At 37.2% G+C, this 22,999-nt stretch carries 23 protein-coding genes; 9 read left to right on the forward strand and 14 right to left on the reverse strand.

Translation table 11 applies throughout. The features are described from left to right. Positions 1 to 151: 151 nt before the first annotated feature. Both ACFQU5_RS12785 and ACFQU5_RS12790 read right to left on the reverse strand, forming a co-directional pair. Entirely contained in the window at positions 152 to 496 is a 345-nt protein-coding gene (locus ACFQU5_RS12785; RefSeq protein ID WP_390288323.1) for a YlbF family regulator, read from the reverse strand. A 20-nt stretch (positions 497 to 516) separates the two neighbouring features. Continuing rightward, complete coding sequence (locus tag ACFQU5_RS12790) at positions 517 to 1,662, reverse strand: DUF445 domain-containing protein (RefSeq protein WP_390288325.1); 1,146 nt, start codon at positions 1,660 to 1,662, stop codon at positions 517 to 519. Between the two features lie 129 nt (positions 1,663 to 1,791). Between ACFQU5_RS12790 and ACFQU5_RS12795 the strand changes: the two genes are divergently transcribed. After that, entirely contained in the window at positions 1,792 to 2,001 is a 210-nt protein-coding gene (locus tag ACFQU5_RS12795; RefSeq protein ID WP_390288327.1) for a YheE family protein, read from the forward strand. Positions 2,002 to 2,079: 78 nt separating this feature from the next. Here the strand turns inward: ACFQU5_RS12795 and ACFQU5_RS12800 are convergent, their stop codons facing one another. The 3 genes from ACFQU5_RS12800 to ACFQU5_RS12810 form a co-directional block, all read right to left on the reverse strand. Continuing rightward, positions 2,080 to 3,348, reverse strand: coding sequence for an MFS transporter (locus ACFQU5_RS12800; RefSeq protein WP_390288329.1), 1,269 nt, complete (start codon positions 3,346 to 3,348; stop codon positions 2,080 to 2,082). 194 nt (positions 3,349 to 3,542) lie between these two features. After that, positions 3,543 to 5,276, reverse strand: coding sequence for an ABC transporter ATP-binding protein (locus ACFQU5_RS12805; protein ID WP_390288331.1), 1,734 nt, complete (start codon positions 5,274 to 5,276; stop codon positions 3,543 to 3,545). After that, complete coding sequence (locus ACFQU5_RS12810; RefSeq protein ID WP_390288333.1) at positions 5,273 to 7,018, reverse strand: ABC transporter ATP-binding protein; 1,746 nt, start codon at positions 7,016 to 7,018, stop codon at positions 5,273 to 5,275. Before ACFQU5_RS12810 ends, ACFQU5_RS12805 begins: the two co-directional genes overlap by 4 nt. Before the next feature lie 605 nt (positions 7,019 to 7,623). Here ACFQU5_RS12810 and ACFQU5_RS12815 point away from each other — a divergent pair. Together ACFQU5_RS12815 and ACFQU5_RS12820 are read left to right on the forward strand one after the other, a co-directional pair. Next, positions 7,624 to 8,982, forward strand: coding sequence for a hemolysin family protein (locus ACFQU5_RS12815; RefSeq protein ID WP_390288335.1), 1,359 nt, complete (start codon positions 7,624 to 7,626; stop codon positions 8,980 to 8,982). Between the two features lie 193 nt (positions 8,983 to 9,175). Continuing rightward, positions 9,176 to 10,075: a cation diffusion facilitator family transporter gene (locus ACFQU5_RS12820; RefSeq protein ID WP_390288337.1), complete on the forward strand. Its 900-nt coding sequence runs from the start codon at positions 9,176 to 9,178 to the stop codon at positions 10,073 to 10,075. Positions 10,076 to 10,898: 823 nt separating this feature from the next. Here ACFQU5_RS12820 and ACFQU5_RS12825 read toward each other — a convergent pair. Both ACFQU5_RS12825 and ACFQU5_RS12830 read right to left on the reverse strand, forming a co-directional pair. Continuing rightward, positions 10,899 to 11,549, reverse strand: a complete 651-nt coding sequence (locus tag ACFQU5_RS12825; protein WP_390288339.1) for a response regulator — start codon at positions 11,547 to 11,549, stop codon at positions 10,899 to 10,901. 10 nt (positions 11,550 to 11,559) lie between these two features. Next, positions 11,560 to 12,675 (reverse strand): GAF domain-containing sensor histidine kinase, encoded by a 1,116-nt coding sequence (locus tag ACFQU5_RS12830; protein ID WP_390288341.1) that lies wholly within the window; start codon positions 12,673 to 12,675, stop codon positions 11,560 to 11,562. A gap of 241 nt (positions 12,676 to 12,916) precedes the next feature. Here ACFQU5_RS12830 and ACFQU5_RS12835 point away from each other — a divergent pair, with 241 nt between their 5' ends. The 4 genes from ACFQU5_RS12835 to ACFQU5_RS12850 all read left to right on the forward strand — a co-directional run bounded on the left by ACFQU5_RS12835 (position 12,917) and on the right by ACFQU5_RS12850 (position 15,500). Then, complete coding sequence (locus ACFQU5_RS12835; RefSeq protein WP_390288343.1) at positions 12,917 to 13,546, forward strand: GntR family transcriptional regulator; 630 nt, start codon at positions 12,917 to 12,919, stop codon at positions 13,544 to 13,546. A gap of 141 nt (positions 13,547 to 13,687) precedes the next feature. Continuing rightward, complete coding sequence (locus ACFQU5_RS12840) at positions 13,688 to 14,116, forward strand: disulfide oxidoreductase (protein ID WP_390288345.1); 429 nt, start codon at positions 13,688 to 13,690, stop codon at positions 14,114 to 14,116. Next, a complete protein-coding gene (locus ACFQU5_RS12845) occupies positions 14,113 to 14,586 on the forward strand; it encodes a thioredoxin family protein (protein ID WP_390288347.1) in 474 nt (157 codons plus the stop codon). Before ACFQU5_RS12840 ends, ACFQU5_RS12845 begins: the two co-directional genes overlap by 4 nt. A 77-nt stretch (positions 14,587 to 14,663) precedes the next feature. After that, on the forward strand, positions 14,664 to 15,500 hold the full coding sequence (locus ACFQU5_RS12850) for an RluA family pseudouridine synthase (protein WP_390288349.1): 837 nt from the start codon (positions 14,664 to 14,666) through the stop codon (positions 15,498 to 15,500). Positions 15,501 to 15,560: 60 nt separating this feature from the next. Here ACFQU5_RS12850 and resA read toward each other — a convergent pair whose 3' ends face one another. The 6 genes from resA to ACFQU5_RS12880 form a co-directional block, all read right to left on the reverse strand. Then, positions 15,561 to 16,103 carry a thiol-disulfide oxidoreductase ResA gene (resA, locus tag ACFQU5_RS12855; protein WP_390288351.1) on the reverse strand — a complete coding sequence of 181 codons (543 nt, stop codon included), beginning with the start codon at positions 16,101 to 16,103 and terminating at the stop codon, positions 15,561 to 15,563. Positions 16,104 to 16,125: 22 nt separating this feature from the next. After that, complete coding sequence (locus ACFQU5_RS12860) at positions 16,126 to 16,527, reverse strand: disulfide oxidoreductase (protein ID WP_390288365.1); 402 nt, start codon at positions 16,525 to 16,527, stop codon at positions 16,126 to 16,128. Next, entirely contained in the window at positions 16,523 to 17,161 is a 639-nt protein-coding gene (locus tag ACFQU5_RS12865) for a DsbA family protein (protein ID WP_390288353.1), read from the reverse strand. Before ACFQU5_RS12865 ends, ACFQU5_RS12860 begins: the two co-directional genes overlap by 5 nt. 51 nt (positions 17,162 to 17,212) lie before the next feature. Further along, positions 17,213 to 18,061 (reverse strand): M56 family metallopeptidase, encoded by an 849-nt coding sequence (locus ACFQU5_RS12870; protein WP_390288355.1) that lies wholly within the window; start codon positions 18,059 to 18,061, stop codon positions 17,213 to 17,215. Continuing rightward, entirely contained in the window at positions 18,054 to 18,476 is a 423-nt protein-coding gene (locus ACFQU5_RS12875) for a BlaI/MecI/CopY family transcriptional regulator (RefSeq protein WP_390288357.1), read from the reverse strand. The genes ACFQU5_RS12870 and ACFQU5_RS12875 overlap by 8 nt, the downstream gene beginning before the upstream one ends. A 129-nt stretch (positions 18,477 to 18,605) precedes the next feature. Continuing rightward, positions 18,606 to 19,430, reverse strand: a complete 825-nt coding sequence (locus ACFQU5_RS12880) for an aldo/keto reductase (RefSeq protein ID WP_390288367.1) — start codon at positions 19,428 to 19,430, stop codon at positions 18,606 to 18,608. Positions 19,431 to 19,681: 251 nt separating this feature from the next. Between ACFQU5_RS12880 and ACFQU5_RS12885 the strand changes: the two genes are divergently transcribed. Further along, complete coding sequence (locus ACFQU5_RS12885; RefSeq protein WP_390288359.1) at positions 19,682 to 21,295, forward strand: long-chain fatty acid--CoA ligase; 1,614 nt, start codon at positions 19,682 to 19,684, stop codon at positions 21,293 to 21,295. An 89-nt stretch (positions 21,296 to 21,384) separates the two neighbouring features. Here the strand turns inward: ACFQU5_RS12885 and ACFQU5_RS12890 are convergent, their stop codons facing one another. After that, positions 21,385 to 21,579 carry a multidrug ABC transporter ATPase gene (locus ACFQU5_RS12890; protein ID WP_390288361.1) on the reverse strand — a complete coding sequence of 65 codons (195 nt, stop codon included), beginning with the start codon at positions 21,577 to 21,579 and terminating at the stop codon, positions 21,385 to 21,387. A 389-nt stretch (positions 21,580 to 21,968) separates the two neighbouring features. On the opposite strand from ACFQU5_RS12890, the gene ACFQU5_RS12895 reads away from it, so the two are divergent. Further along, on the forward strand, positions 21,969 to 22,856 hold the full coding sequence (locus ACFQU5_RS12895) for a VOC family protein (protein WP_390288363.1): 888 nt from the start codon (positions 21,969 to 21,971) through the stop codon (positions 22,854 to 22,856). Positions 22,857 to 22,999: the final 143 nt, after the last annotated feature.

The raw sequence follows: 22,999 nt of genomic DNA on the forward strand, positions 1-22,999 counted from the left end.
TCAGATTCCGCGTCACCACGGACACCCTTGCTCTTGGCTAACCTCTACTTCTGTCTTCGGGGTTCGGGACTCGCACCCTATAGTTCATGTGCATGCCGGGCGCACAAAAATCCCAAAAGCTTTTTTCATAAGCTTTTGGGATTTCATAGAATTACAATCCATCATACAAAGATTGAATTGGTTTTACTAAAATTCGGTTTACTTCTTCGATTATTTTGCTTAGTGCCATTTCAGCTTCCAGCATTGCTAGAATGATTGGGCTTGATTGGGCTAGTTGAGCAGTTTTTTGTGCGTATAGCAGCTCGTCTTCCAATAGTTCTTCACCGTTCATTTGTTTTTGCTGAAGCTTCATTTGTACGTCGCGGAAGTTTGCAAATAATACTCTTGCCTCTTCATCTGCACGAACTGCTTCAACAGCATCCTTCAAGACTTTGAATTCGTCTGTTTGACGCATTGTTGCTTCTAACTTATTAATGTCATTGTAAATGTTGATCAAAATTTTTCCCACTCTCATTTTTAATTTAATAGGTTCACAATTAAACCTTGTACAACCCCTATTACGCCTCCTAAAACAGCACCTAGGACGGTAATCATTTTTAGTTCTTTTGAGGCAATGCTCAGCACAAGTTCTTCCAATTTCTCTAATGGGAAAGAATCCACTTGCTCACGAACTACTTCATCTAGATTCAAACGATTTAATACATCTTCCAGTTTGTTTTCAGCTTCGTTAAAGCCTTTATCAACTAACTTTGGCAGTAAGTCATATTTTGCATAGTCATTACCTTGTGGCCAATAGTGGCTAATCGGCTGATTTAAATGCTCCCGAATTTTCAGTTCTTTTTTCGCGTAACCTTGGATGCTGCTTAGGATTGAATCAAAATCAACTTCCTCTAAGAAATTCAGAATCGGCTGTTGCTTCGCTTTATCCCATTCTTGAGAGATAATGTTCACTAATAAATTTTTAGTTCCAGGTGCTTTTAAGAAATGGATTAGTTCTCGCTGAATTTTCGATACAATTGATGCAGAATCTCCTAAGAACATTTGAATCATTCCACCGAAAGACCCCTTAGATCCTAAAAAATCATCCATCATATTTTTAATTGTCACTTCACCTTTTGGAGAAAGGAAATACTCTTCCCCTTTATCCAGAATATAAGTAACAACCTCAGGGATTTTTTTATCAATAACATGATGAATATTGTTTGGCAGTAAAGCATCGATTGATTTTGAGGATAATGTATTTTTCATCGAAAGGAATTGCTTTTCAATAATACCATCTACTTTTTCCTCGATTGTGAGAGGTAATTGTTCAAAGCCCCCCTGCTTTAGCCAATCATAAATTGTTTTGTCACTTGTGAAGATTATTTCTTCCACTTTCTCCCCGGCAAATTTCAAAACAGTGGCCTTGATTTCTTCATTAAAAAGCTTTTTTTGAAATACCTCAGGTGTTAATAAATAATTTCTTACAGTAATCCCAATTTGCTTTGATAATTCCTGGCGTCGTTTTGGCATTAAACCAGGCGTGAAAGGCAAACGCCACTTTTTAATATAGATTGCATTGTACGGCCGAAATAACATTTTAATGGCTAAGTAGTTTGTAAAACCTCCAATGACTGCACCGACCACTGCCATGAAAATAATATTAACTATTGCATTGTCCATTTAAATCCTCTCATTTCTTTCAAACTCTTTTCTATTATATCAGAGTCATGTCTCCTAAAGATAATGTTAGCCATTCCTTCTAACTTTTAGTACGATTATCGTATGTTGAAAGTTTCAGGGGGGATAAGAATGATTCAACATTTTCATTTTAAGCCTTTATTCGAAAATAATTTACTGCCGGGGTGGGCAATTTCGTTTTATTACAAACAACAGTTATATAAAGCGGAATACAAAAAAGATGGTCGGATTGTATGGGTAGGAGACAAGCCTACTGACAAAGACATTCCAACCGTCGAGAAAATGATTCATGAATTAATGCTGTTCCATGTGTATGATTGATGAACAAACGAGTTCGCCATGGCGAACTCGTTATGTGTTTAGATAAGTTCATGAAGGCGCGTTTGCCAACAATCGGCCTCAATCATTAACTTTATATCTCCTGCTAAATACTAAATAAAAATAAGTGGAGGCAATCAAGTAGAGAACGCCCGTAATTGTAAATGCATAAGCATAGCCCCAGTAGTTGCCATAGGTTGTCACTAACCATGCAGCCGGCAGCCCCATTGTCGCCCATCCAATATTGAAGACCATCTGGCTTACTGAATTGCCTAGCCCTTTATATTTATTGTGAACCACATCCATTGCAATGGCACTTTGGATTGGATTTCCTGCATTCATTAGTGCCTGGCGCATTAAAAACCCAATTGAAGCAATAAGCAAAGAATTCGTAAACGCTGTTAAAAAGAGAAAAGGAATGGACAATAACTGAAAAATAACTAAAGCTCTTACTTTTCCTACCTTTTTCACGAGCAAAGGTCCAATTAGCATTGCTACAGCTGTCATGGCAGAACCTAAAGCAATAATTAACCCAACATATGAATTGGAAGCATCGAAGCGATTAGCAAAGTATAAATTCAAATACGGGATAACTAACCCTGAACCGGTGCCAATCAGCAAATTGGCAATTCCAAATAGAATTATCATTCTAAAATTCTTCTTAAAGCTACTCTCTTCGGAATCCTCTAACTCCTCTGCTGATTTTAATATTTGTCCTTGTGTTTGATTTTCAGTCTTTGATGAACTCAATGTTAGTAAAGGCATAAAACCACAAGTGAAAATAAGCGCACCCAGAAGTAATGAACCGCGTATGCTCTCCACTTCCCCAAAATGGAATACTAGTTGAAATCCATCTGCAGCAAATCCTCCAAGCAAGTTTCCAATTACATTGGCGATTGTAACCAAAGCAAAGTGTATACTAAACAAGTTCATTCTTTCTGTTGGCTTTGAATTCTCTGCTAAAAACGGAACACCGGATACTTGAACAAATGCCCACACAATGCCTGTTAGAAAGGCAAATACCAAAATCGGCTGTTCAACAGAAACAATGCTCCTTCCAAAAAGCATGATTGCTGAAATAAATGTACCGACTAATAGTATTGATTTTCGTCCAATACGATCGCTTATAATCCCTGCTGGTACCAACATTAAAGCAGTAGCTAATGAAGTGATTGAAATGACACTGCCATTCACCGTTTCAGAATAACCTAATTCGCGTATGTAAAGATTGTACATGACACCAAAAACGCCCATGCCAATTTGAATGAGAATATTAGAAAGCATAAATAATTTTATATTCCGATCAAAGGACATAATATTAAAAAACCAATCTTTGAGCCTTTTATACATGGCGATACACCGCTTCCCGCACATTATTTCGACAATCTAAATATACGGTTTGCGTTATAAATTATCAATAGTATTTTCGTAATATTTGATATTTTCTAATCGGATAAAAAATTCAACTATTTAATATAGAAAAGGGTCGATCCAATTATTCCTGGATCAACCCTAATGACTGTATTTAATTAATCTATTTTAATTTAATTCAATGCTCCAGCTTGCAAACGATACATCGTTTCGTAACGGCCACCTAATGCAACTAGTTCTTCATGAGTACCTCTTTCAACTATTTCCCCTCTGTCCAGAACGAGAATTTGATCGGCATTCTTAATAGTAGACAAACGGTGAGCAATAATGAAAGTGGTTCTACCTTTTTTCAATACTTCCATTGCATGCTGGATGATTTCTTCTGTCTCTGTATCAATATTAGACGTCGCTTCATCCAAAATCAAAATAGCAGGATTAAAGGCTAATGCCCGTGCAAAGGAAATTAATTGACGCTGACCAGAGGAAAGTGTACTTCCCTTCTCAATCACAGGCTCATCTAGCCCCTTTTCGAGATTTTTTAATACTCTTTCTCCACCAACTGCTTCAAGAGCTTTTTCTACCATTTCCCTGGTAATCCGCGGATCCCTTAAACTTACGTTCGTTTCGATTGTTCCTGTGAATAAATAAGGATCCTGTAGAACAATCCCCATATGCTTCCGGAATGATTGACGAGAAATCGATAATATATTCTTACCATCAATGATGATTTTCCCCTTTTGAGGGTCATAAAAGCGGAATAGCAAATTCATGATCGAGCTTTTACCTGAGCCGGTATGGCCAACAAGGGCAATCGTTTCTCCTTTTTTAGCAGAAAAATTGATGTTCTTTAATACATAGTCGTCATCTTTATAAGCAAACGACACGTTTTCGAACACAACATTCCCTTCATATCTTGGAATTGATTCCTCACTAACTGCCTCTCCGTTTCGATCAAGCAATTCGAACACACGAGAACCTGCAACTAGTGAACGTTCTAATTGAGAAAATTGATTCACGATATTTACAATCGGCCCAAATAATCGCGTGATATAATCCACAAATGCATAAAGAGTACCTGCTGTAATAACTTCAACGGTAGTCATCGATTGTGTACCGAAATAATAAATAAAAATGATAAAGAACAATAATCGTAAAACATGTACTAGATTGAACGACGTTGCGGAATCCAAAAATAATAGCTTTCTTTGATATTCATAATGTTCATTATTCATCTCAGCAAATTCTTCCTTCATTTGCTTTTCACGTTTGAACGCTTGAATAATCGTCATTCCTTGAATGGATTCGTTAATCATGGCGTTAATATCTGCAATTTTCGTGCGCACCACATGATTATATTGGGAAGCATATTTTCGATAGGCAATCATCCAAATATAGATAATTGGCACAACGATTAATGCGACAAGCGCCATTTTCACATTCAAGATAAACAGTGCTACATAAACGCCCAAAATCGATATGAAGCTCGTTACAAATTGCGATAACACCTGAACGTATAAATTATGAATTGCCTCAGTGTCATTTGTTACACGGGCAACAATTTTCCCTGCAGGCAAATTATCGAAGTAATCAATGGACATCGTTTGAATATGACCAAATACATCCTTACGCAGCTTTTGAATAATACGGTTCGCACCGATTTGTAAATAGATAAACATAAAATATCGTAGTATCGCCGTTGCAATCGCCAGTATGAAGAAGACAATAAGCAAATTGATAATCGGCTGAAGTTCAATTGAACCAGGCGTCATATAATTATCAATAATATGCTTTGCAATAAAAGGTCCAGCTAAATCTGTAAAAACAGCAATTGTTAACAACACTAAGCCAATAAAAATTGGCTTTTTGAAATACATTGCATATTTGAATAAACGTTTACTAGTACTCATTCGCTAGGCACCTCCTCTAGCTGTTGGCGATCATATTGTTCTTTGTACCAGCCTTGTTTTTGAAGAAGCTCCTCATGTGTTCCTTCTTCAATTATCTGCCCATCGTCCAACACGATAATTTGATCGGCATGCTGAACAGCAGATAAACGATGGGTCGTAATGATAGTTGTTTTACCTTTTCTTACCCGGCCAATATTTTCAATGATTTTGGCTTCTGTTTTTGCATCTACCGCGGATAAAGAATCATCTAAAATGAGGATTTCTGGATTTTTAATCATTGCACGAGAAATAGATACGCGTTGCTTCTGTCCTCCGGAAAGAGAAATCCCCTTTTCTCCCACCAGTGTTTCGAGTCCCAAAGGTAGATTCTGTAAATCATTCTCAAAATAAGCAAGACGAACTGCCTCATCAATTTCTTCTTTCGTTGCATCTTCTTTTCCGAATAAGATGTTTTCTCGAATGGTTCTTGAGAACAGTACATGATCTTGAGGAACGTAGCCAATCCATTCAAGCAGCTGTTCTTTTGTTAATTTAGCTATATCGACATTTCCAATTGTAAATTGCCCTTCAGAAATTGGGTATTCCTTCAGTAACTGCTTTACAAAGGTTGTTTTACCTGCACCAGTCTTCCCAACGATTCCAAGTGTTTGACCTCGTTTTACATGCAAAGAAATGTTCTGTAAGTTTTGCATTTGAGACATAGGATACTGGAATGAAAATTCATTAAAGCCCAGAGATGTAGGGCTAAGAACATTGATGGGATCGTTCGGGTTCTTTACATCCTGCTCATAATCCAAAGTATCTTGAACCCTGTCTAGAGATGCATTCCCTTGCTGCATGACATTTATCAGCTCACCTATTGCAATCATCGGCCAAACTGCTAAACCTAAATAGACATTAAAAGTAACAAGCTGCCCAACCGTCATTTCTCCGTTGGATACAAGGACTGAACCAAGCCCCAGTGCTACAACATAACTAATCCCCGTACCAACCTTTGTGATTGGACCAAATAACGCATTGATTTTGGCAACATGGATATTTTTCTGATATACTTCCTCACTCATATCGGCAAAACGTTTTTCATCCTTCTTTTCTTGAACATAGGCACGAATTACTCGAACACCTGCAACTGATTCGAGAACATTATCGTTTAGTTCACCAAAAGAATCCTGAGCCTTCATATAGCGTTCATGTACCATTTTCCCATAGTATTGCATGAGTATAGCCATGATGGGGATTGGAAGCATCGAGAAGATCGTTAGCTTCCATGAAATTAAAAATCCCATCGCCATAATAATTGCCCCCATATAAATGGTCGAATCGAATAACGTCATAATCCCGAACCCGGCAGTTAAAGAAACAGCATTTAAATCATTCGTAGCACGGGCCATTAAATCCCCGGTACGATTTTTTTCATAAAAGGTCGGCGTCATCTTTAAAAATTGGTGCATTAACTTTTTTCGCAGTATTCTTTCTAAAGAGAGGGCACCCCCAAATAATTGATACTGCCAAGTAAAGTTAACGATATAACCGAATACTATTATTAACCCTAGCCATAACACATAATTTCTTAAAGAATCCTCAGTCATCGTCCCAAGTGCAATATCATCAATTGCAACCCCTATGATCCAAGGGGGAATTACTTCTGCGACATTTGCGATGGTTAGTAAAACCACTGCAAACAAATACCTTTTCCAATAAGCCTTGAAAAACCACTTTAATTTAAATAATAATCCAAACATTTATGCACCTTCTCCTAATTTGTGTCCATCTTTGCTATCCACTATCTGTACACTCTCTTTTTAATAACTTTCTTGTGTAACATTTTTTCATAATACTCTCTCCTTTTCCTTTTTTTGTCATAAGCGCACAAAAAGGCACCTATCCCTCCTGTGAGATAGGTGCTCATAGTAAAAGGATACAAGTATCCAATACCTGTATCCCCTAATTAAAATTATGCGCGTTCTTCGTTATAAATAAAAGAAAGCTCGAGGCAGGTTTGGATTATCATATTTAATTGCTGGCGGCAAATTGTATTTAGTTCTCATAATCCTAACCTCCTTTTCTTTTATTTATAATTACTTTTAAAGCGTAGCATATCCATTTTTTGAAAGTCAACAATTTTTAGAAAATAGAAATATTTTTACGATAAGTTAACATTCAACCTTTTTATAATATGATTTCACCTCAATCAAAATGTCATTAACTTTAAAATATTCTTTGTGTCAATCTGTAGCCACTATTTGTAATTTCCCTGTAAATATTTTATCATTGTGTTATTCAATTATTTTTTATTATAGGAGGTGTACTCTTTGTTCGTACCCCTCATTCGGGCGAGGAACAAAGAATGTATTTGGACGTAGACATAGTAGAGCTAACCATTAAGTTGGCGGCATTTTTCTTGTTAATTGCTGCTACGGCATTTTTCGTTGCAACAGAGTTTGCAATCGTAAAAGTAAGAACAACTCGTATTGATCAATTAGTTGCAGAAGGCAACAAAAAAGCAATGAAAGCTAAAAAGGTTGTTTCGAATCTAGATGAATATCTTTCAGCTTGCCAGTTAGGTATTACCATTACCGCCCTAGGTTTAGGTTGGTTGGGTGAGCCTACATTTGAGATGATTTTACATCCTTTATTCGAATTAATGAATTTAGATGCAACAATCTCTTCACTCCTTTCATTCATTATTGCGTTTATGTTTGTTACCTATTTACATGTTGTCGTAGGAGAATTAACACCAAAAACGTTTGCCATTGTAAAATCAGAAGAACTAACGTTGCGTCTTTCCGGTCCAATAATTGTATTCTATAAGGTGATGTATCCATTTATACGCGTCCTTAATGGGTCGGCACGTGGATTATCAGGTTTATTTGGATATAAATTGGCATCAGAAACGGAAGTAGCCCATTCTGAAGAAGAACTTCGTATTATCTTAACAGATAGTTATAAAGGCGGAGAAATCAACCATTCTGAATACGAATACGTAAACAGTATCTTCGAATTCTCTGACCGTACAGCGAAGGAAATCATGGTACCTCGAACTGAAATTGTTAGTCTTGAAAAAGACCTAACAGTTAAAGAAGTATTTGAAGTAATGGGGGTTGAACAATATACTCGATACCCCATCATTGATGGAGACAAAGACCATGTCATTGGCCTAGTAAATTTAAAACATTTACTAACTGCCTATATCAAAAATCCTGCAAATGGCAACAAGCCTGTACTCGATTATATGCAGCCTGTTATTCGTGTGTTTGAGACAGTTCCAATTAGTGATTTGTTACTTAAAATCCAAAGTGAACGAATTCATATGGCTATCCTGATGGATGAATATGGTGGAACATCAGGTTTAGTCACAATCGAAGATATCATCGAAGAAATTGTCGGTGATATACAAGATGAATTTGATGATGACGAAATTCCGGAAGTCCAGGAAATTAGTGATGACCATTACATTATCGATGCTAAATTGCTAGTAGATGAAGTCAATGATATACTAGGTATTACCATTGACGATGAAGATGTTGATACCATTGGTGGTTGGTTCCTAACAAAACGCTTTGATGCAGTTGAAGGTGATACCTTCGATTATGAAGGCTACGAGTTCAAAATTAAAGAATCTGACGGCCATCATATCCTTTACATCGAAATATCCAAACTACCAGAAGCGGAAGATTCCATCGAAGAAGAAAAATCAGAACAATAATTTGAACTTACGAAATTTGTATGTCCCAATAGACTAATCATGCACCTTTTGGGATATTACTTTTTTATGAAAATAGAATTGTGATGTTTTGCAATAGTCGCTAAAGCGATCTCGCAGAAACGGAGCCGTCTCAGGTCCTAAATGAGACGGCTCCGTTTTGTCATGTTCTAAAGTTTTGCTAGGAGGAAACATTGTGGAGCTATATACAAATTTACGAGCCGGGGAAAAAGGTGCTTGGTTATCAATTGGCACCTATTTAATTCTTAGTTCGATTAAACTAACAATCGGATATTTCGGGGAATCAGAAGCATTAAAAGCAGATGGTTTAAATAATACAACAGATATTATTGCCTCTATTGCTGTGTTAATCGGATTACGAATTTCTCAACGACCACCAGATTCCAATCATCCTTATGGACATCTTCGTGCAGAAACAATTGCCTCTTTAATTGCTTCTTTTATCATGATGATGGTAGGTCTGCAGGTCCTCCTTAGTTCAATAATGAATTTATGGAACCCAGTTAGGGAAACGCCTTCCACTCTAACTGCTTTTGTGGCGCTAGGAAGTGCAGCTGTTATGTATGGTGTATATAGATACAATTTGTCCCTTTCGAAGAAGATTAATAGCTCTGCCGTAAAAGCAGCGGCATATGATAACCGTTCTGATGCCCTCGTCAGTATTGGTGCAGCCATCGGAATATTCGGGGCAATCATTGGCTTTCCCATAATTGATACACTTACCGCCTTGGTTGTTGCCATTATTATCATAAAAACTGCCATCGAGATTTTTTGGGATTCGGTTCAGACATTAACAGATAGTTTTGATATTGAAGAAGCAGAAACTTTATCAGTCCTTATAAATAATGTTACGGGTGTCATAGATTTAATTGATTTTAAGGGAAGATCTCATGGCAATGTGAGTTTTATAGATGTTACGGTAACAGTAAATCCCCATTTGGATGTTCGACAGAGCCATCAAATTACGGAGAAAATCGAAACAACTGTAAAAAAGTTCAATCCATTTTGTATGGTGCTTGTCCATATCGAACCACATGAACTTACAACTGCAACAGATGAGGATTATCATTTTTAGAAAGAAAAGTTGGTAGTCATAAGTGAAGACTTTAAAATTTTAGAGCACGCAGCCTTATAAAGAGGCTGCGATTTTTATTTAGAAAAACTTTCCGATGTGGGCATCATAGACACGATTTCTATTTTTTAAGCAATTACTCTCGTCGACGCGGCTTCCCGCGGACTGGTAGCAGCTCTTTTGGGCTTCTCTTGTCCGCGACATGGCTTCTCACGGACTGGCAGCAGCTCTTTTGGGCTTCTCTTGTCCGCGATATGGCCTCTCGCGGACTGGCAGCAGCTCTTTTGGGCTTCTCTTGTCCGCGAAATGGCTTCTCGCGGACTGGTAGCAGCTCTTTTTGACTTTTCTTGTCCACGACATGGCTTCTCGCGGACTGGCAGCAGCTCTTTTGGGCTTCTCTTGTCCGCGATATGGCTTCTCACGGACTGGCAGCAGCTCTTTTTGACTTTTCTTGTCCGCGACATGGCTTCTCACGGACTGGCAGCAGCTCTTTTGGGCTTCTCTTGTCCGCGATATGGCCTCTCGCGGACTGGCAGCAGCTCTTTTGGGCTTCTCTTGTCCGCGATATGGCCTCTCGCGGACTGGCAGCAGCTTTTTTGGGTTTCTCTTGTCCGCGATATGGCTTCTCGCGGACTGGCAGCAGCTCTTTTGGGTTTCTCTTGTCCGCGACGAGGCTTCTCGCGGAACAGTAGCAGCTCTTTTTTGCTTTATTTCTACCCCATTTTATAAACCACCTGATTCTCAAACAAAAAAAAATCGGCCTACGCTAAGTGCGAGGCCGGGTTTCTTGCAATTACATTCTATGAGAATCGAAAAACATTATTATTTATAGCGTTTCGCTGCCTTCTGTAAGTCCATGCTTTACTGCATAGAGAGCAGCTTGCGTACGATCTTGAACATCAAGCTTAGTGAAGATATTTGAAATATGCGTCTTTACCGTTTTTTCTGTAACAAATAAAGACGAGGCAATTTCACGATTACTTTTCCCTTTTGTCAGTTCCGCCAATACGTCTCTTTCCCTTGGTGTTAACGCATTTTTCACATGTGGTAAATTTTCTTCTTCACGAAGTGTCTCTTCCAACTGAGTCGTCGCCGCTGGATGTATAATATTTTCACCCATGATAATTTGTCGAATGGAGTTCGCCAATTCATCCGGTTCTATATCCTTTAATTGATAGCCAGCAGCTCCTGCTTCAATGGCAGGCAAAACATGATCTTTATCTGAAAAGCTCGTTAACATTAGGATATGAACCTGTGGCCATTTGGCTTTTATTTTTTTTGTCGCTTGAATTCCATCCATATCAGGCATTACTAAATCCATTAACACAATATCAGGTTGCAAAGATTCAACAAGCTCTACAGCCTCTAGTCCATTTTTTGCTTCTCCAATTACTTCGAAATCCTTCTGTGTTTTCAAGAAAAATAGCAACCCACGCCGTACAACATGATGATCATCTGCAATTAATACTCGAATCATTTTATCCCCCCTAATATGGCAATCGGATTAATAGCTCCGTTCCCTTTCCGATTTGACTTACCCAATCCGCCGAACCACCTAAGGCTGCCGCTCGGTCTTGAATTGATTGTAGACCGATTGAGGGAATACTTCTTTCATTGTCAATGACAAACCCTCTACCCTCGTCTTTTATGACAAGCAAGATATCCGTTGGCGTTACTGTAATATAAATAACGGCTTCTTGTACTCCCGCATGCTTACGTATATTATTTAAGGCTTCTTGTGCAATTCGGAATAGTGTTTCTTCCACGCGTGACGGAAACTGAATCACTCCTGAAACATTAACCGTTAAATGAATACTTAACATTTCTGAATAGGATTTAATTGCCTCGATTAACCCACTCTCTAATCCTTTGGGGCGTAATTGCCAAATAAGTGCCCTCATTTCAGTTAAAGCGGACTGTGTTAGCTGTTGGATTTCAGAGAATGTTTCCTTAATTTCTGCAGTTCCGCTCATTTCAATCCCGGCACGGGCAGTTAGCGTTACAGAGAATAACAATTGATTTACAGAATCGTGTAAATCCCTTGCAAGTCGGTTTCTTTCACGTACTAGAGCAATTTCTTGTTCCTGCTTTGTTAAATTAATGCGTTTGATCGCCGAGCCCATTTGAAATGCCACAGATTCCAGTAATTCTAATTCTTCTTCTGTAAACTTAGATGTGTTTGGTGAAGCGACATTTAAAATTCCGAACCGTTCAACACCTGATTGAAGCGGGACAGTCGCATGATGCGTGATGTTCGCATGATCCCCTGTTTTCGACTCGATTGCAGCTTCGATTCTTTGGCATTCTATTATATTTGATGCCTTTTTCAGTTCATTCTTTCGATAGCGCGATACACACCAGCAGCCACCTTTTTGCAGGTGATGACAGTTATTGTAGCTTAGTGCTTCCGGTAAATTTTCTTTGGCGATCAACTCGGTCTTTCCTTTTTCATTGATAAAAAAAATCCAGCCCGTTTCAAAATTCGTCCCTTTTAAAAACTTGCTTAAAGCCCCCTTTAACATCGGAATTAAATCCGTTTCTTCATTTAATAATTCTGCAATTTCTTTAAGGATCGTTATATTTGAATGGTCGTTAACCGACAAGCTTTGAACACCTCACAATTTACACTTGAGCCAAGAGTAACTTATATTTTCAAACATACTCTATTTATTTTTTTATTAACTAATCATATCACTGAATAGCCCTATATCGCATTTGTATGGTTCTCATACTTTTGTATGAATTTTTTCATTTAATTGAGATAAAAGTTTAAGGAATTCCACTAATATTATGTGACTTAAAGTGTATAATAGAGTCGTATATGTTTTACAAGGGGGAGTATGAATGCAAGATATTAATCCAAATACCTCTAATGCCTATCGCTTAGCCTATGATTCGATACGAAATATGATCTTAAACGGTGAGTTAAATGGTGGTATAAAACTTGTCGAAGAACGGTTAGCTGAAAAAATCGGGGTAAGTCGAACGCCCATAAGAGAAGCAATTCGACATCTTGAACAAGAAGGTTTAATCAAAAACAAAAGAGTTTACAAACCCACAAAGGAAGACTTACTCTACTCATCAGAGTTAATCACATTAATTGAAAGCTATGCTGCCAAAAAAGCAGCCGAAAACATGACAAAGGAAAAATTAAGCCAATTAAAGCAGGCATTGAATGAATCAAAAAAAGGTACTATCGATGAAATTGTAAGCGTAAACATGAAATTTCATGAACTTATTATTGCAGAGTGTAATAACCCTGTGATGATAGAGGAAATACAAAAGGTAAATACTGTTTATAATTTGTATCGTAGGTTACTTATAAAAAATAAACGCCCCTTATTATACGAAGAGCAAAAAGAAATATACGAAGCAATCGCATCCAAAAACAGTGATTTAGCTTCAGAATTAATGCGTGAACATCTAAAATTAGACCTAAAATACATGCTTCGTTACTCAAGTTATGTAAGGTAGCAATTCATTAAGTCAAGTCGGGGTAAATCGCCAAAAACTTTTATTTTATTTTAATTATTTTTAATTCAAAATAATTTACTTCTAATTGGGAACAAACTATAATCATAACAGCAATAGATATTGATTACTAGGAGATGCTAAATGGATAAAAAACTAGAGAATAGTTTGCTGTTTATATGGCTTGTGTCATTGGTAGCAACACTCGGTTCCCTATATTTTTCTGAGATACGCAGCTATGAACCATGTGAGTTATGCTGGTATCAACGAATATTGATGTATCCGATTCTATTAATTACAACCGTAGCTTACATACAAAAAAATGTACGTATCGCCGTAACAACTGCCGTTTTTTCATGCATAGGCGGTGCCATCTCTCTTTACCACTATGGTATTCAAAAGCTGGACTTCCTATCTGAATCTGCTCCTGCTTGTGGACGAGTTCCATGTACAGGACAATATATTAATATGTTAGGCTTTATTACTATACCATTCCTCGCAGGTGTTGCCTTCTTATTAATCGCTATTACTAGTTTTTATATGATCAAAGTTATGAAGGGAGAGAAACAATGAAAAAATTAGGTATTCTAGGTGCAATCGTCGTTGTACTTTTTGCTGCCATTATAATTCTTACAAACTTATCGAATGAAGATAAATTAGACAACAATCCATATGATACAGATAATTTAAGACAATCGACAATCGATTTATTAGATGACGAAAATTATCAAAATATCATATTACCTGAAGCTTTGAAAGAAAAGATTGACTCTGGTGAACCTGTAGTTGCTTATATGTTTAGCCCGGAGTGTACACACTGTCAAGCAATGACACCTTCTTTAATGCCGATTGCGGATGAAGTAGGCGTACAAATCGATCAGTACAATGTGTTGGAATATGAACAAGGCTGGAATGATTATAGCGTTGAAGCAACACCAACTTTAATCTATTTTAAAGATGGCAAGGAAGTAAATCGTATTGTTGGAGATTATTCTAAAGATACTAAGGTAATTTATGATTTCTTAGAACAAGCTAAATCATAAGCTAAACAAAAATATAGATAAATGATGAATAATCGTGTTCATTTTTGGACACGATTATTTTATTTTGGAGGTAGATTATGTTCCAATATGAAATCGTTCAAGAAGGACTAACGGTAGAAGAATTATTGCGTGAAAAGTGGCGACTTGGGAAAAAAATTGTACATGAATTACGTATGGCAAAAGCAGTGACACGATCAGATGGAGATCCCGTTTTATGGAAAGATCCACTTAAGGCTGGTACGATTCTTAATTTTAGATTTGATGCAACTCATTCGAATTACAAACCTACATTAAGATGTGAGTTGACGATTCAATACGAAGATGAACACTGCCTCATTGTTTCAAAACCAAAAGGAATGGCAACCCATCCAAATGACGAACGTGATGTAGATACTTGCATGAATCATGTGATGGCCCATATTAAGGAAAATGGTGGCCATTATGCAGAGCATGTCCATCGCCTGGACCTTGGAACAAAAGGTTTATTATTAGTAGCAAAGCATCCCATTGCAAAATCTATTTTTGATCGAATGATTGAGGAAAAATCAATCATCCGCACGTATGAAGCAGAGGTGCAAGGAAACATTCGCCAGGACAATGGGACGATTAATGAATCTATTGGAAAAGACCGCCACCATGCAACTCGACGTGTCGTTTCCCCATCCGGTCAACATGCCATTACCCATTTTGAAGTGGTAAAACGATTTAAAGGTACTTGTTTGGTTCATTTAGTACTAGAAACGGGACGTACACATCAAATCCGTGTGCATATGGCCCATATTGGTCATCCAATTGTTGGAGACACAATGTATAACGCACGACAAACAGCCTCTGGGGATTATGAATTGCATGCCATACAATTGGAATTTGAACATCCATTCTTAAATAAGAGGGTTATTGTGGCTGATAAATAATGTGCAAACTAAAAAAGAGTTCCTTGGTCTATATTCATAGACAAGGGACTCTTTTACACTTTATACTTCTTCTGGCTTAATCAGTTCCATATATTGCTTTACCAACGTTTCGTTCATTTCTCCTGTTATGATTTTTACAATTTCTCCTTTTGGGTCAATCAAAAAAGTCGTTGGCAATGGATTGATATTATATGCGTTCATCACGCTTTTTTCTTTATCTATTACAACAGGGAATGTTAACCCTTTACTCTCTATATAATTTCGAACGGCAAAATCCGATTCGGCGATATTTACTGCTAATACTTGTACACCCTGCTTTTGATATTCGTGATATTGTCGATCAATGATAGGGAATTCCCTTTTGCAAGGTTCACACCAAGTTCCCCAAAAATTTAACAAGACTCCTTGTCCTGCATATTCAGACAAACGGTGCTTTTCCCCATTTAAATCTATTAATTCAAAATCTGGTGCATCGTCTCCTACTTGCAATATCTGAACTTTTTCTTTCGTAATACTAGAGTAGACAGTAAAAATAATGGCAGCAAACAACACAAGTAGTATTGAGAACCTGACGATGGACCTTTTTTTCTTTTTATCGTTCATACTTACAATCCTTTCTAATTAACTATTTACGTTTCCATAACACGATCATTGACACTGTTATGATGACAAAGGCAATTAGAGATAATAATGGTATCGTTACAAAACCAAACCAGTTAATGTATTGACCCGAGCATGGGACACCACTTGTACAAGCGCTAAACTCACTCATGGAAGGAATTTTCTGTAAGGCATAATGATAACCAGCCATGATGACACCAATTACGGAGATTGGCAATATATATTTATAAATCTCCTTATCATTTCGATAGAATGCCATTCCTAGTAAAAGTACAAGCGGATACATTAAAATTCGTTGATACCAGCAAAGTGTACAGGGAACAAACTTCATTTGTTCACTAAAAAATAAACTTCCACTCGTTGCAATAATGCTCGTAATCCATGCGAGAAGTAATGGTTTATTAATCATTTGAAGCGGCCTCTACCATTTCTGCAAAGTCATCTGTTGTCATTCCCTCAAATTTCTTTCCACCAATAAATATTGCAGGTGTTGAATTGACTCCTAGATTATTTGCCATTTCCATATCTTGATCTAGAGATGCATCACCTTGGTTGTCGCTAAATGCCTGTCCAACTTGTTTAACCTCTTCTGCACTCGCTACTTCTGATAGTATTGCTGTTAAAAACTTTTCATCCATAAAGTTCTCTTGTCCATCTGCAGTTGTTTGGTTAGCAAACAACAAGTCATGGAAATCCCAGAATACTTCGTTTCCAAGCTCTTGATATACTGTTTCTGCGTATAGCGCTGCTGTTGTGGAGTCAACCGCTATAAAGGAATAATTCATAAAATAAAATTTGGCCTTTCCTGTATCAATAAATTCCTCTTTAATATACGGCACCATTGAACTATTAAATTCTCCACAGTGCGGACATTTATAATCCCCAAATTCAATGATTTCAACAGGGGCATTTTCTTCCCCCATAAACGGTTGATTTTCATAATCAATTTCTGCTGATTCTTGACTAACATCCGTTAATACTATAATTCCTATGATACATACGGCGAGAATCCCAATGATCCAAAATATTTTCTTTGACATAATAAACGTTCCTCCTAAAACTACATTATGTAGTGTAATTGGGTAAAAAATTTACGCTAATGCGTAAATAAAAAAGACACTAATCAAACTGAATACAAGAATTGACCACATTGTGATGATTACTGGTACCTTTATTTGATATTTTTTTAGTGGATTTAATATATATTCAATGCGGTAATTTACAGATGTTTCTGCAAAAGAAGCATACGCAAAAGATTTAGTCTCCAGCTTCCCTACTTTTAACATCTTCAGTAGTGCACTTCCAATATGAACCGCCGTCTCTTGTTTCTCTATCGCTAACTCATCTGCCATTACTTCTTGGATGACACGATATTTTTCATTAAACCATTTTAAGATCGGAATATAAGGTAATGTAATCGAACCAATTGACAGTAAAAAGATTTTTAGTGGATCATGATTGTTGAGATGGTATGTTTCATGATAAATAACCGCTTCTAATTCTTCTTCACTTAGCAAGTTTAATAGACCGGTTGATAGAACAATTTTAGGTGATACAAAACCAATCGTAATGGCAACTGGAACAGGATAAGAAATAATCATGAACTTTTCATCTCTATTTCTGAACTGATCATTAAATTCCTTCGTTAATTTTTCACAATTATATTGTTGTAATCGGCGTCTCATTTTGAATGTTTGGATAACTTGGGTACTAATTTTCCAAAGTGCAAATAAAAAAGTACCAATCACCAAAATATCTACTGCATACGTTAATGAAGTTAAACCAATTAATTTTAAAGTATTATGACAGACTTCAAAGATATTAAACCGTAAATTAGATCCCGTTATTAAAGATTTCAAGTATAGACCCATTTGAACAAAAATAGAACCAGATATTAATATGGATAAGAAAAACATAAATTTAGATTGACGTTTATTCATCATTTTTACCCTTTTTTAATTGTTTGATTTTCAATTCAAGTTTTTTTACGAGCTCATCATCGACATCTTCAAGTGCATCCAGCATATGACTTACAACAACACTCCCAAACTCATCCATTAGTTCATGTGTCATTTCTTTAGACTGGGTAGTAATGAACTCTTCTCTTGATTGGATAGGTTTAAAATAGGATGATCTCCCAATAAGCTTCTTTTGTAATATTTCTTTTTCAACTAAACGATTCATTACTGTCATAACTGTATTAAAGTTGGTTGGTTTCTCTTTTTCCAGGATTGCCTGCACTTCTTTAATCGTCATATCCTCTTGACACCAAAGAATGTCCATAATTTTAGATTCCAGTGGTCCAAAAAATCGATTCAATCCACTCTCTTGTATATTAAATTTTCGAATTTTCACTAGTCCCCACCTCACATTACTCATTGTAGTGTTAGATTATTGAAACGTCAACCTTTATAATTGAAGTCTGTTTTAGATGATAAAAAACTGCCAGGAAGGTCTTTAATTAAACTTTCCCGGCAGTTTATACTAGAAATCAAACTTGAAATTATCAGGATTTTTACCGAAGCGTTGGTTTCTATTTAATTGATTTAGCTCCGAAATCTGTTGAGTGGATAATTCAAAATCAAAAATCTGTGCGTTCTCTTCGATTCTGCTCGGTGTTACCGATTTCGGAATCGATAGTATATCTTGCTGATAATGCCAACGAAGGATCACTTGCGCTGTAGTTTTCCCGATTTCTTCAGCAATCTTCGTAATTGTTTCATCTTGAAGGATTCCTCCTCGACCTAATGGTGACCATGCAGTAACGGCAATGTCGTTTTCCTTGCAAAATGCACGTAACTCACCTTGTGATAGATATGGATGCAATTCAATCTGATTTACCATCGGCAATATATTTGCTTTTGACAATATTTTTTCTAGATGGTGAGCATGATGGTTTGATACACCCGGTACGCGAATTAGCTTCTGTTCATAAAGGCGTTCAATTGCTCGGTACGTATCCACAAACTTCTCTTCTACTGGCCAATGGGTTAGATATAAATCTACATACTCTAGATCTAGTTTTTTCAAAGAAGTTTCAAATGCACGTAGTGTATTATCATAGCCTTGATCTGCATTCCATACTTTTGTTGTGATAAAAAGTTCTTCTCGTGAAAGACCAGAAGCCCGAATCGCTTCCCCAACCTCTTCTTCATTGTAATAAAGTGCAGCTGTATCTACAGCTCGATAACCAAATTCCAGAGCTTTAGCAATAGCCTGTATTGTTTCATCCGGGTTTGTCATTTTGTACACGCCTAAACCTAAATAGGGCATGCTTACCCCATTAGCCAATGTCTTTGATGGAATCATCGTTGTCAATTTACTCACTCCTAACTTTTCTAGCTTCATTATATGATGAAATACAAACATACTAAAATAATCGGATTAATAAATTCGCTCTCTAAACTCTATAGCTGAACTTATCTATATAATCTTCCCATAAACCCATGTATTTCCATTGTTTCTCGTTCTAACAAAAAACTCTTTCAAATATAGATAATAAAGGACTATTTTCTTATGCTACGTCCGTTTAACTATGAAAATTTAGGGAGGTTAAGTTTATGATGGATACACCATTATTATTAACTAGCTTTTTGGAGCGGGTTGAAAGATACTTTCCGGAAAAATTCATTATTTCCAGAACTAGCACAGATACCATTCACCGCATTACTTATAAAGAATATGTGAAGCGGACACGAAAACTAGCAGATGCTTTATCAAAGCTAGGGATGAAGCAAGGTACAAAGGTTGGTTCTTTTGCCTGGAATCATCATCGACACCTTGAAGCTTATTTCGCTGTACCTTGTGCTGGTGCCATTTTGCATATGATTAATATTCGTTTATCCCCTGAACATATTATTTATGTGATTAACCATGCGGAGGATGAAATTTTATTGATTGATGGTGATCTTTTCCCGTTATTTGAAAAAGCGATTCCCTATTTAAAAACAGTTAAACACATTGTCGTCATGCAAGATACTCTTGACATTCCAGAATCGAGCTTCCCTAATATTCATTCATATGAAAAATTACTGACCGAAAGTAGTGATACTTTTGAATTCCCTAAGGATTTAGATGAAAATGCTCCTGCCGGAATGTGTTATACAAGTGCCACAACAGGTATGCCAAAAGGGGTTGTCTATTCTCACCGCGGTCTAGTTCTTCACAGTCTTGCCCTCGGGCTAGCTGACAGTATGGGTGTACGCGAACAAGATGTTGTACTGCCGATTGTTCCGATGTTTCACGCGAATGCATGGGGCTTGCCATTTGCCTGTGTTGCATATGGCTCTACCCAAGTGTTGCCTGGTCCCGCTTTCACCCCATCCTTAATACTGGATCTAGTCGAACAAGAAAAGGTTACTTTAACAGCTGGTGTACCAACAATTTGGTTAGGTGTTGCTCAGGAACAAGAGAAAAAACCCCGCAAGATTTCTTCCTTGCGCGCAGTAGTTTGTGGAGGATCTGCTTCGCCAAAAGGGTTAATTAAAACATTCGAAGAAATATTCAAGGTTCCCTATATCGTTGGCTATGGGATGACGGAAACCTCACCCATTGTGTCCTTATCCAATTATACATCTGCAATGGACGATTGGTCGGCAGAAGACAAATTAGACATTCGTGCAACTCAAGGGTTAACGGTTCCTCTTCTTGACACGGAGGTAGTGAATGAAAAGGGTGTTGTTGCATGGGATGGGCAAACAATGGGAGAACTTCGGGTACGCGGACCATGGATTGCCAACGAATACTATCAAGATGAACGATCGAAAGATGCATTCAAAGATGGGTGGCTTTATACAGGAGATATTGCGGTGGTTACACCTGAGGGATATATTAAAATCACTGACCGTACAAAGGATTTAATTAAGAGTGGCGGTGAATGGATTTCATCGGTTGAATTAGAAAATGCTTTAATGACACATGAAGCAATTTTTGAAGCAGCTGTTATCGCCATTCCTCATGAAAAATGGCTGGAACGTCCATTAGCTTGCGTTGTTCTAAAGGAAGGTAAAGAAGCTACTAATGAAGAATTAATCAATTATTTAGAGGGGCAATTTGCAAAATGGTGGCTTCCGGATGATATCGTTTTCCTAAATGAAATTCCAAAAACTTCTGTGGGTAAATTTTTAAAAGCAAAATTACGAGAAGATTTAAAAGATTATCAAGTGAAGATTTAAGAGAAAAGGGGTTTCTCCATATAACCGGGGAGACCCCTTAATTATTTCGAGATTATAATAGTTGTTGCGAACTTTGGAAGTAAGCAGGTTTATTTTTTTCGTTCAAGGCTTTCTTTTTCATCATTATCATTATCGAGTTCATCAAACTGAATGGGATCTGGGAATCGTTCATCTTCTTCTAATTGAGCACCATCACGCATCCGTTCCATTTGTTTTCCTAGAAAAATTAAATCTTCCATATTATTTGCCATAGTACCGCTTAAAATTGATTTATCTTGTTCCACATTCATCCGCCTCCTTTCTTTATTATTCCCGAATAAGTAGAATTGAACCTTTTCCAATCAAGAAATTAATGTAGTAAAGTTTTTTTATTTGAGCTATACTTAATAGAGAGATTCTATATACACAAGGAGGATACTTCCATGGGTTTAGTATTAATTCTTGGTGTTACAGCAGCATTCTTAATCGCTATCTTTACAGCTGGTTATGAAGGCGATTACACATCAAACAAATAGTCTCTAATCTTAGAAACCAGGACAACTCAAATTGTCCTGGTTTCTTTTTGTGATGTTTTTTTGTAATAGCTAGCCACTTGACTTTATTCGCTATCAAAAATATACTTAGTTACATAAAGTAAGTTGATTATCTAAAATAACAAAAGGAGGCATCGTTCATGCCAACACACTTCCATAAAAAGCCCAATATGTATGTTTCCCATGTTCAGTTAAAAGTATCCAACCTCGAGCGTTCCATCGATTACTATAAATCGGTTATTGGATTCCATGTATTAGAGCAAACAACAACATCAGCAGTTCTCACATTTGATGGCTCTACAAGCCTGTTATCATTAGAAGAGGTACCTAATGCCCTTCCATTACGCCGTGGTCAAACGGGACTTTATCACTTTGCCCTTTTACTGCCGACTCGTAAGGACTTGGGTAACTTTATTCAACATATTATCCAGCAAAATGTACGTGCAGGTGCAGGAGACCATCATGTAAGTGAAGCATTTTACTTAAACGATCCAGATGGTAATGGCATTGAGGTATATGCGGACCGTCCTGAACAAGAGTGGTTATGGCATGATGATGGCATGGTCTATATGACAACCGAACAAGTTGATGTTCAGTCCGTTCTTCGCGATGCAGACGGTACATGGAATGGTATACCTTATGAAACCGTTATGGGCCATATCCATTTATCAGTAGCAAATTTAGAAGAAAGCGAAAAATTTTACACACAAGCTTTGGGCTATGAGATAGTAACGCGATACGGGAATCAAGCATTATTCATCTCAAGTGGAAAATATCATCATCATATCGGTTTAAATACATGGGAAAGTTTAGGCGGTACCCAGATTCCGGAAAATGGTGTCGGTCTTAAATCTTTTACCATTGTGTTAGATAATGAGTCACAAGCTAATAAAATTAAAGATGACTTAGCTTTAATTGGTGCCAAAGTAGAGCAGTTTGAAGGGGCTTCAAAGTTCGGTGGAGCGCAAGCCTTCTCAACGGTTGATCCATCAGGCATTCGTATTATTTTCACCTTTGATGGAGAGTAAAGAATTAGGTAACTTAGAAAGATGCAATTGGTTGTGTCTGAACTGAACCCCGAATAGTAGACACTTTAAAAAAAGTGCCCTATTCGGGGTTTTTTCTATGGAAAAAGCCCGTTATACTAAAACATAATTAATCTGAACGGGAG

The organism is Ureibacillus sp. GCM10028918 (genome assembly GCF_042666115.1).
Lineage (GTDB): Bacteria > Bacillota > Bacilli > Bacillales_A > Planococcaceae > Ureibacillus.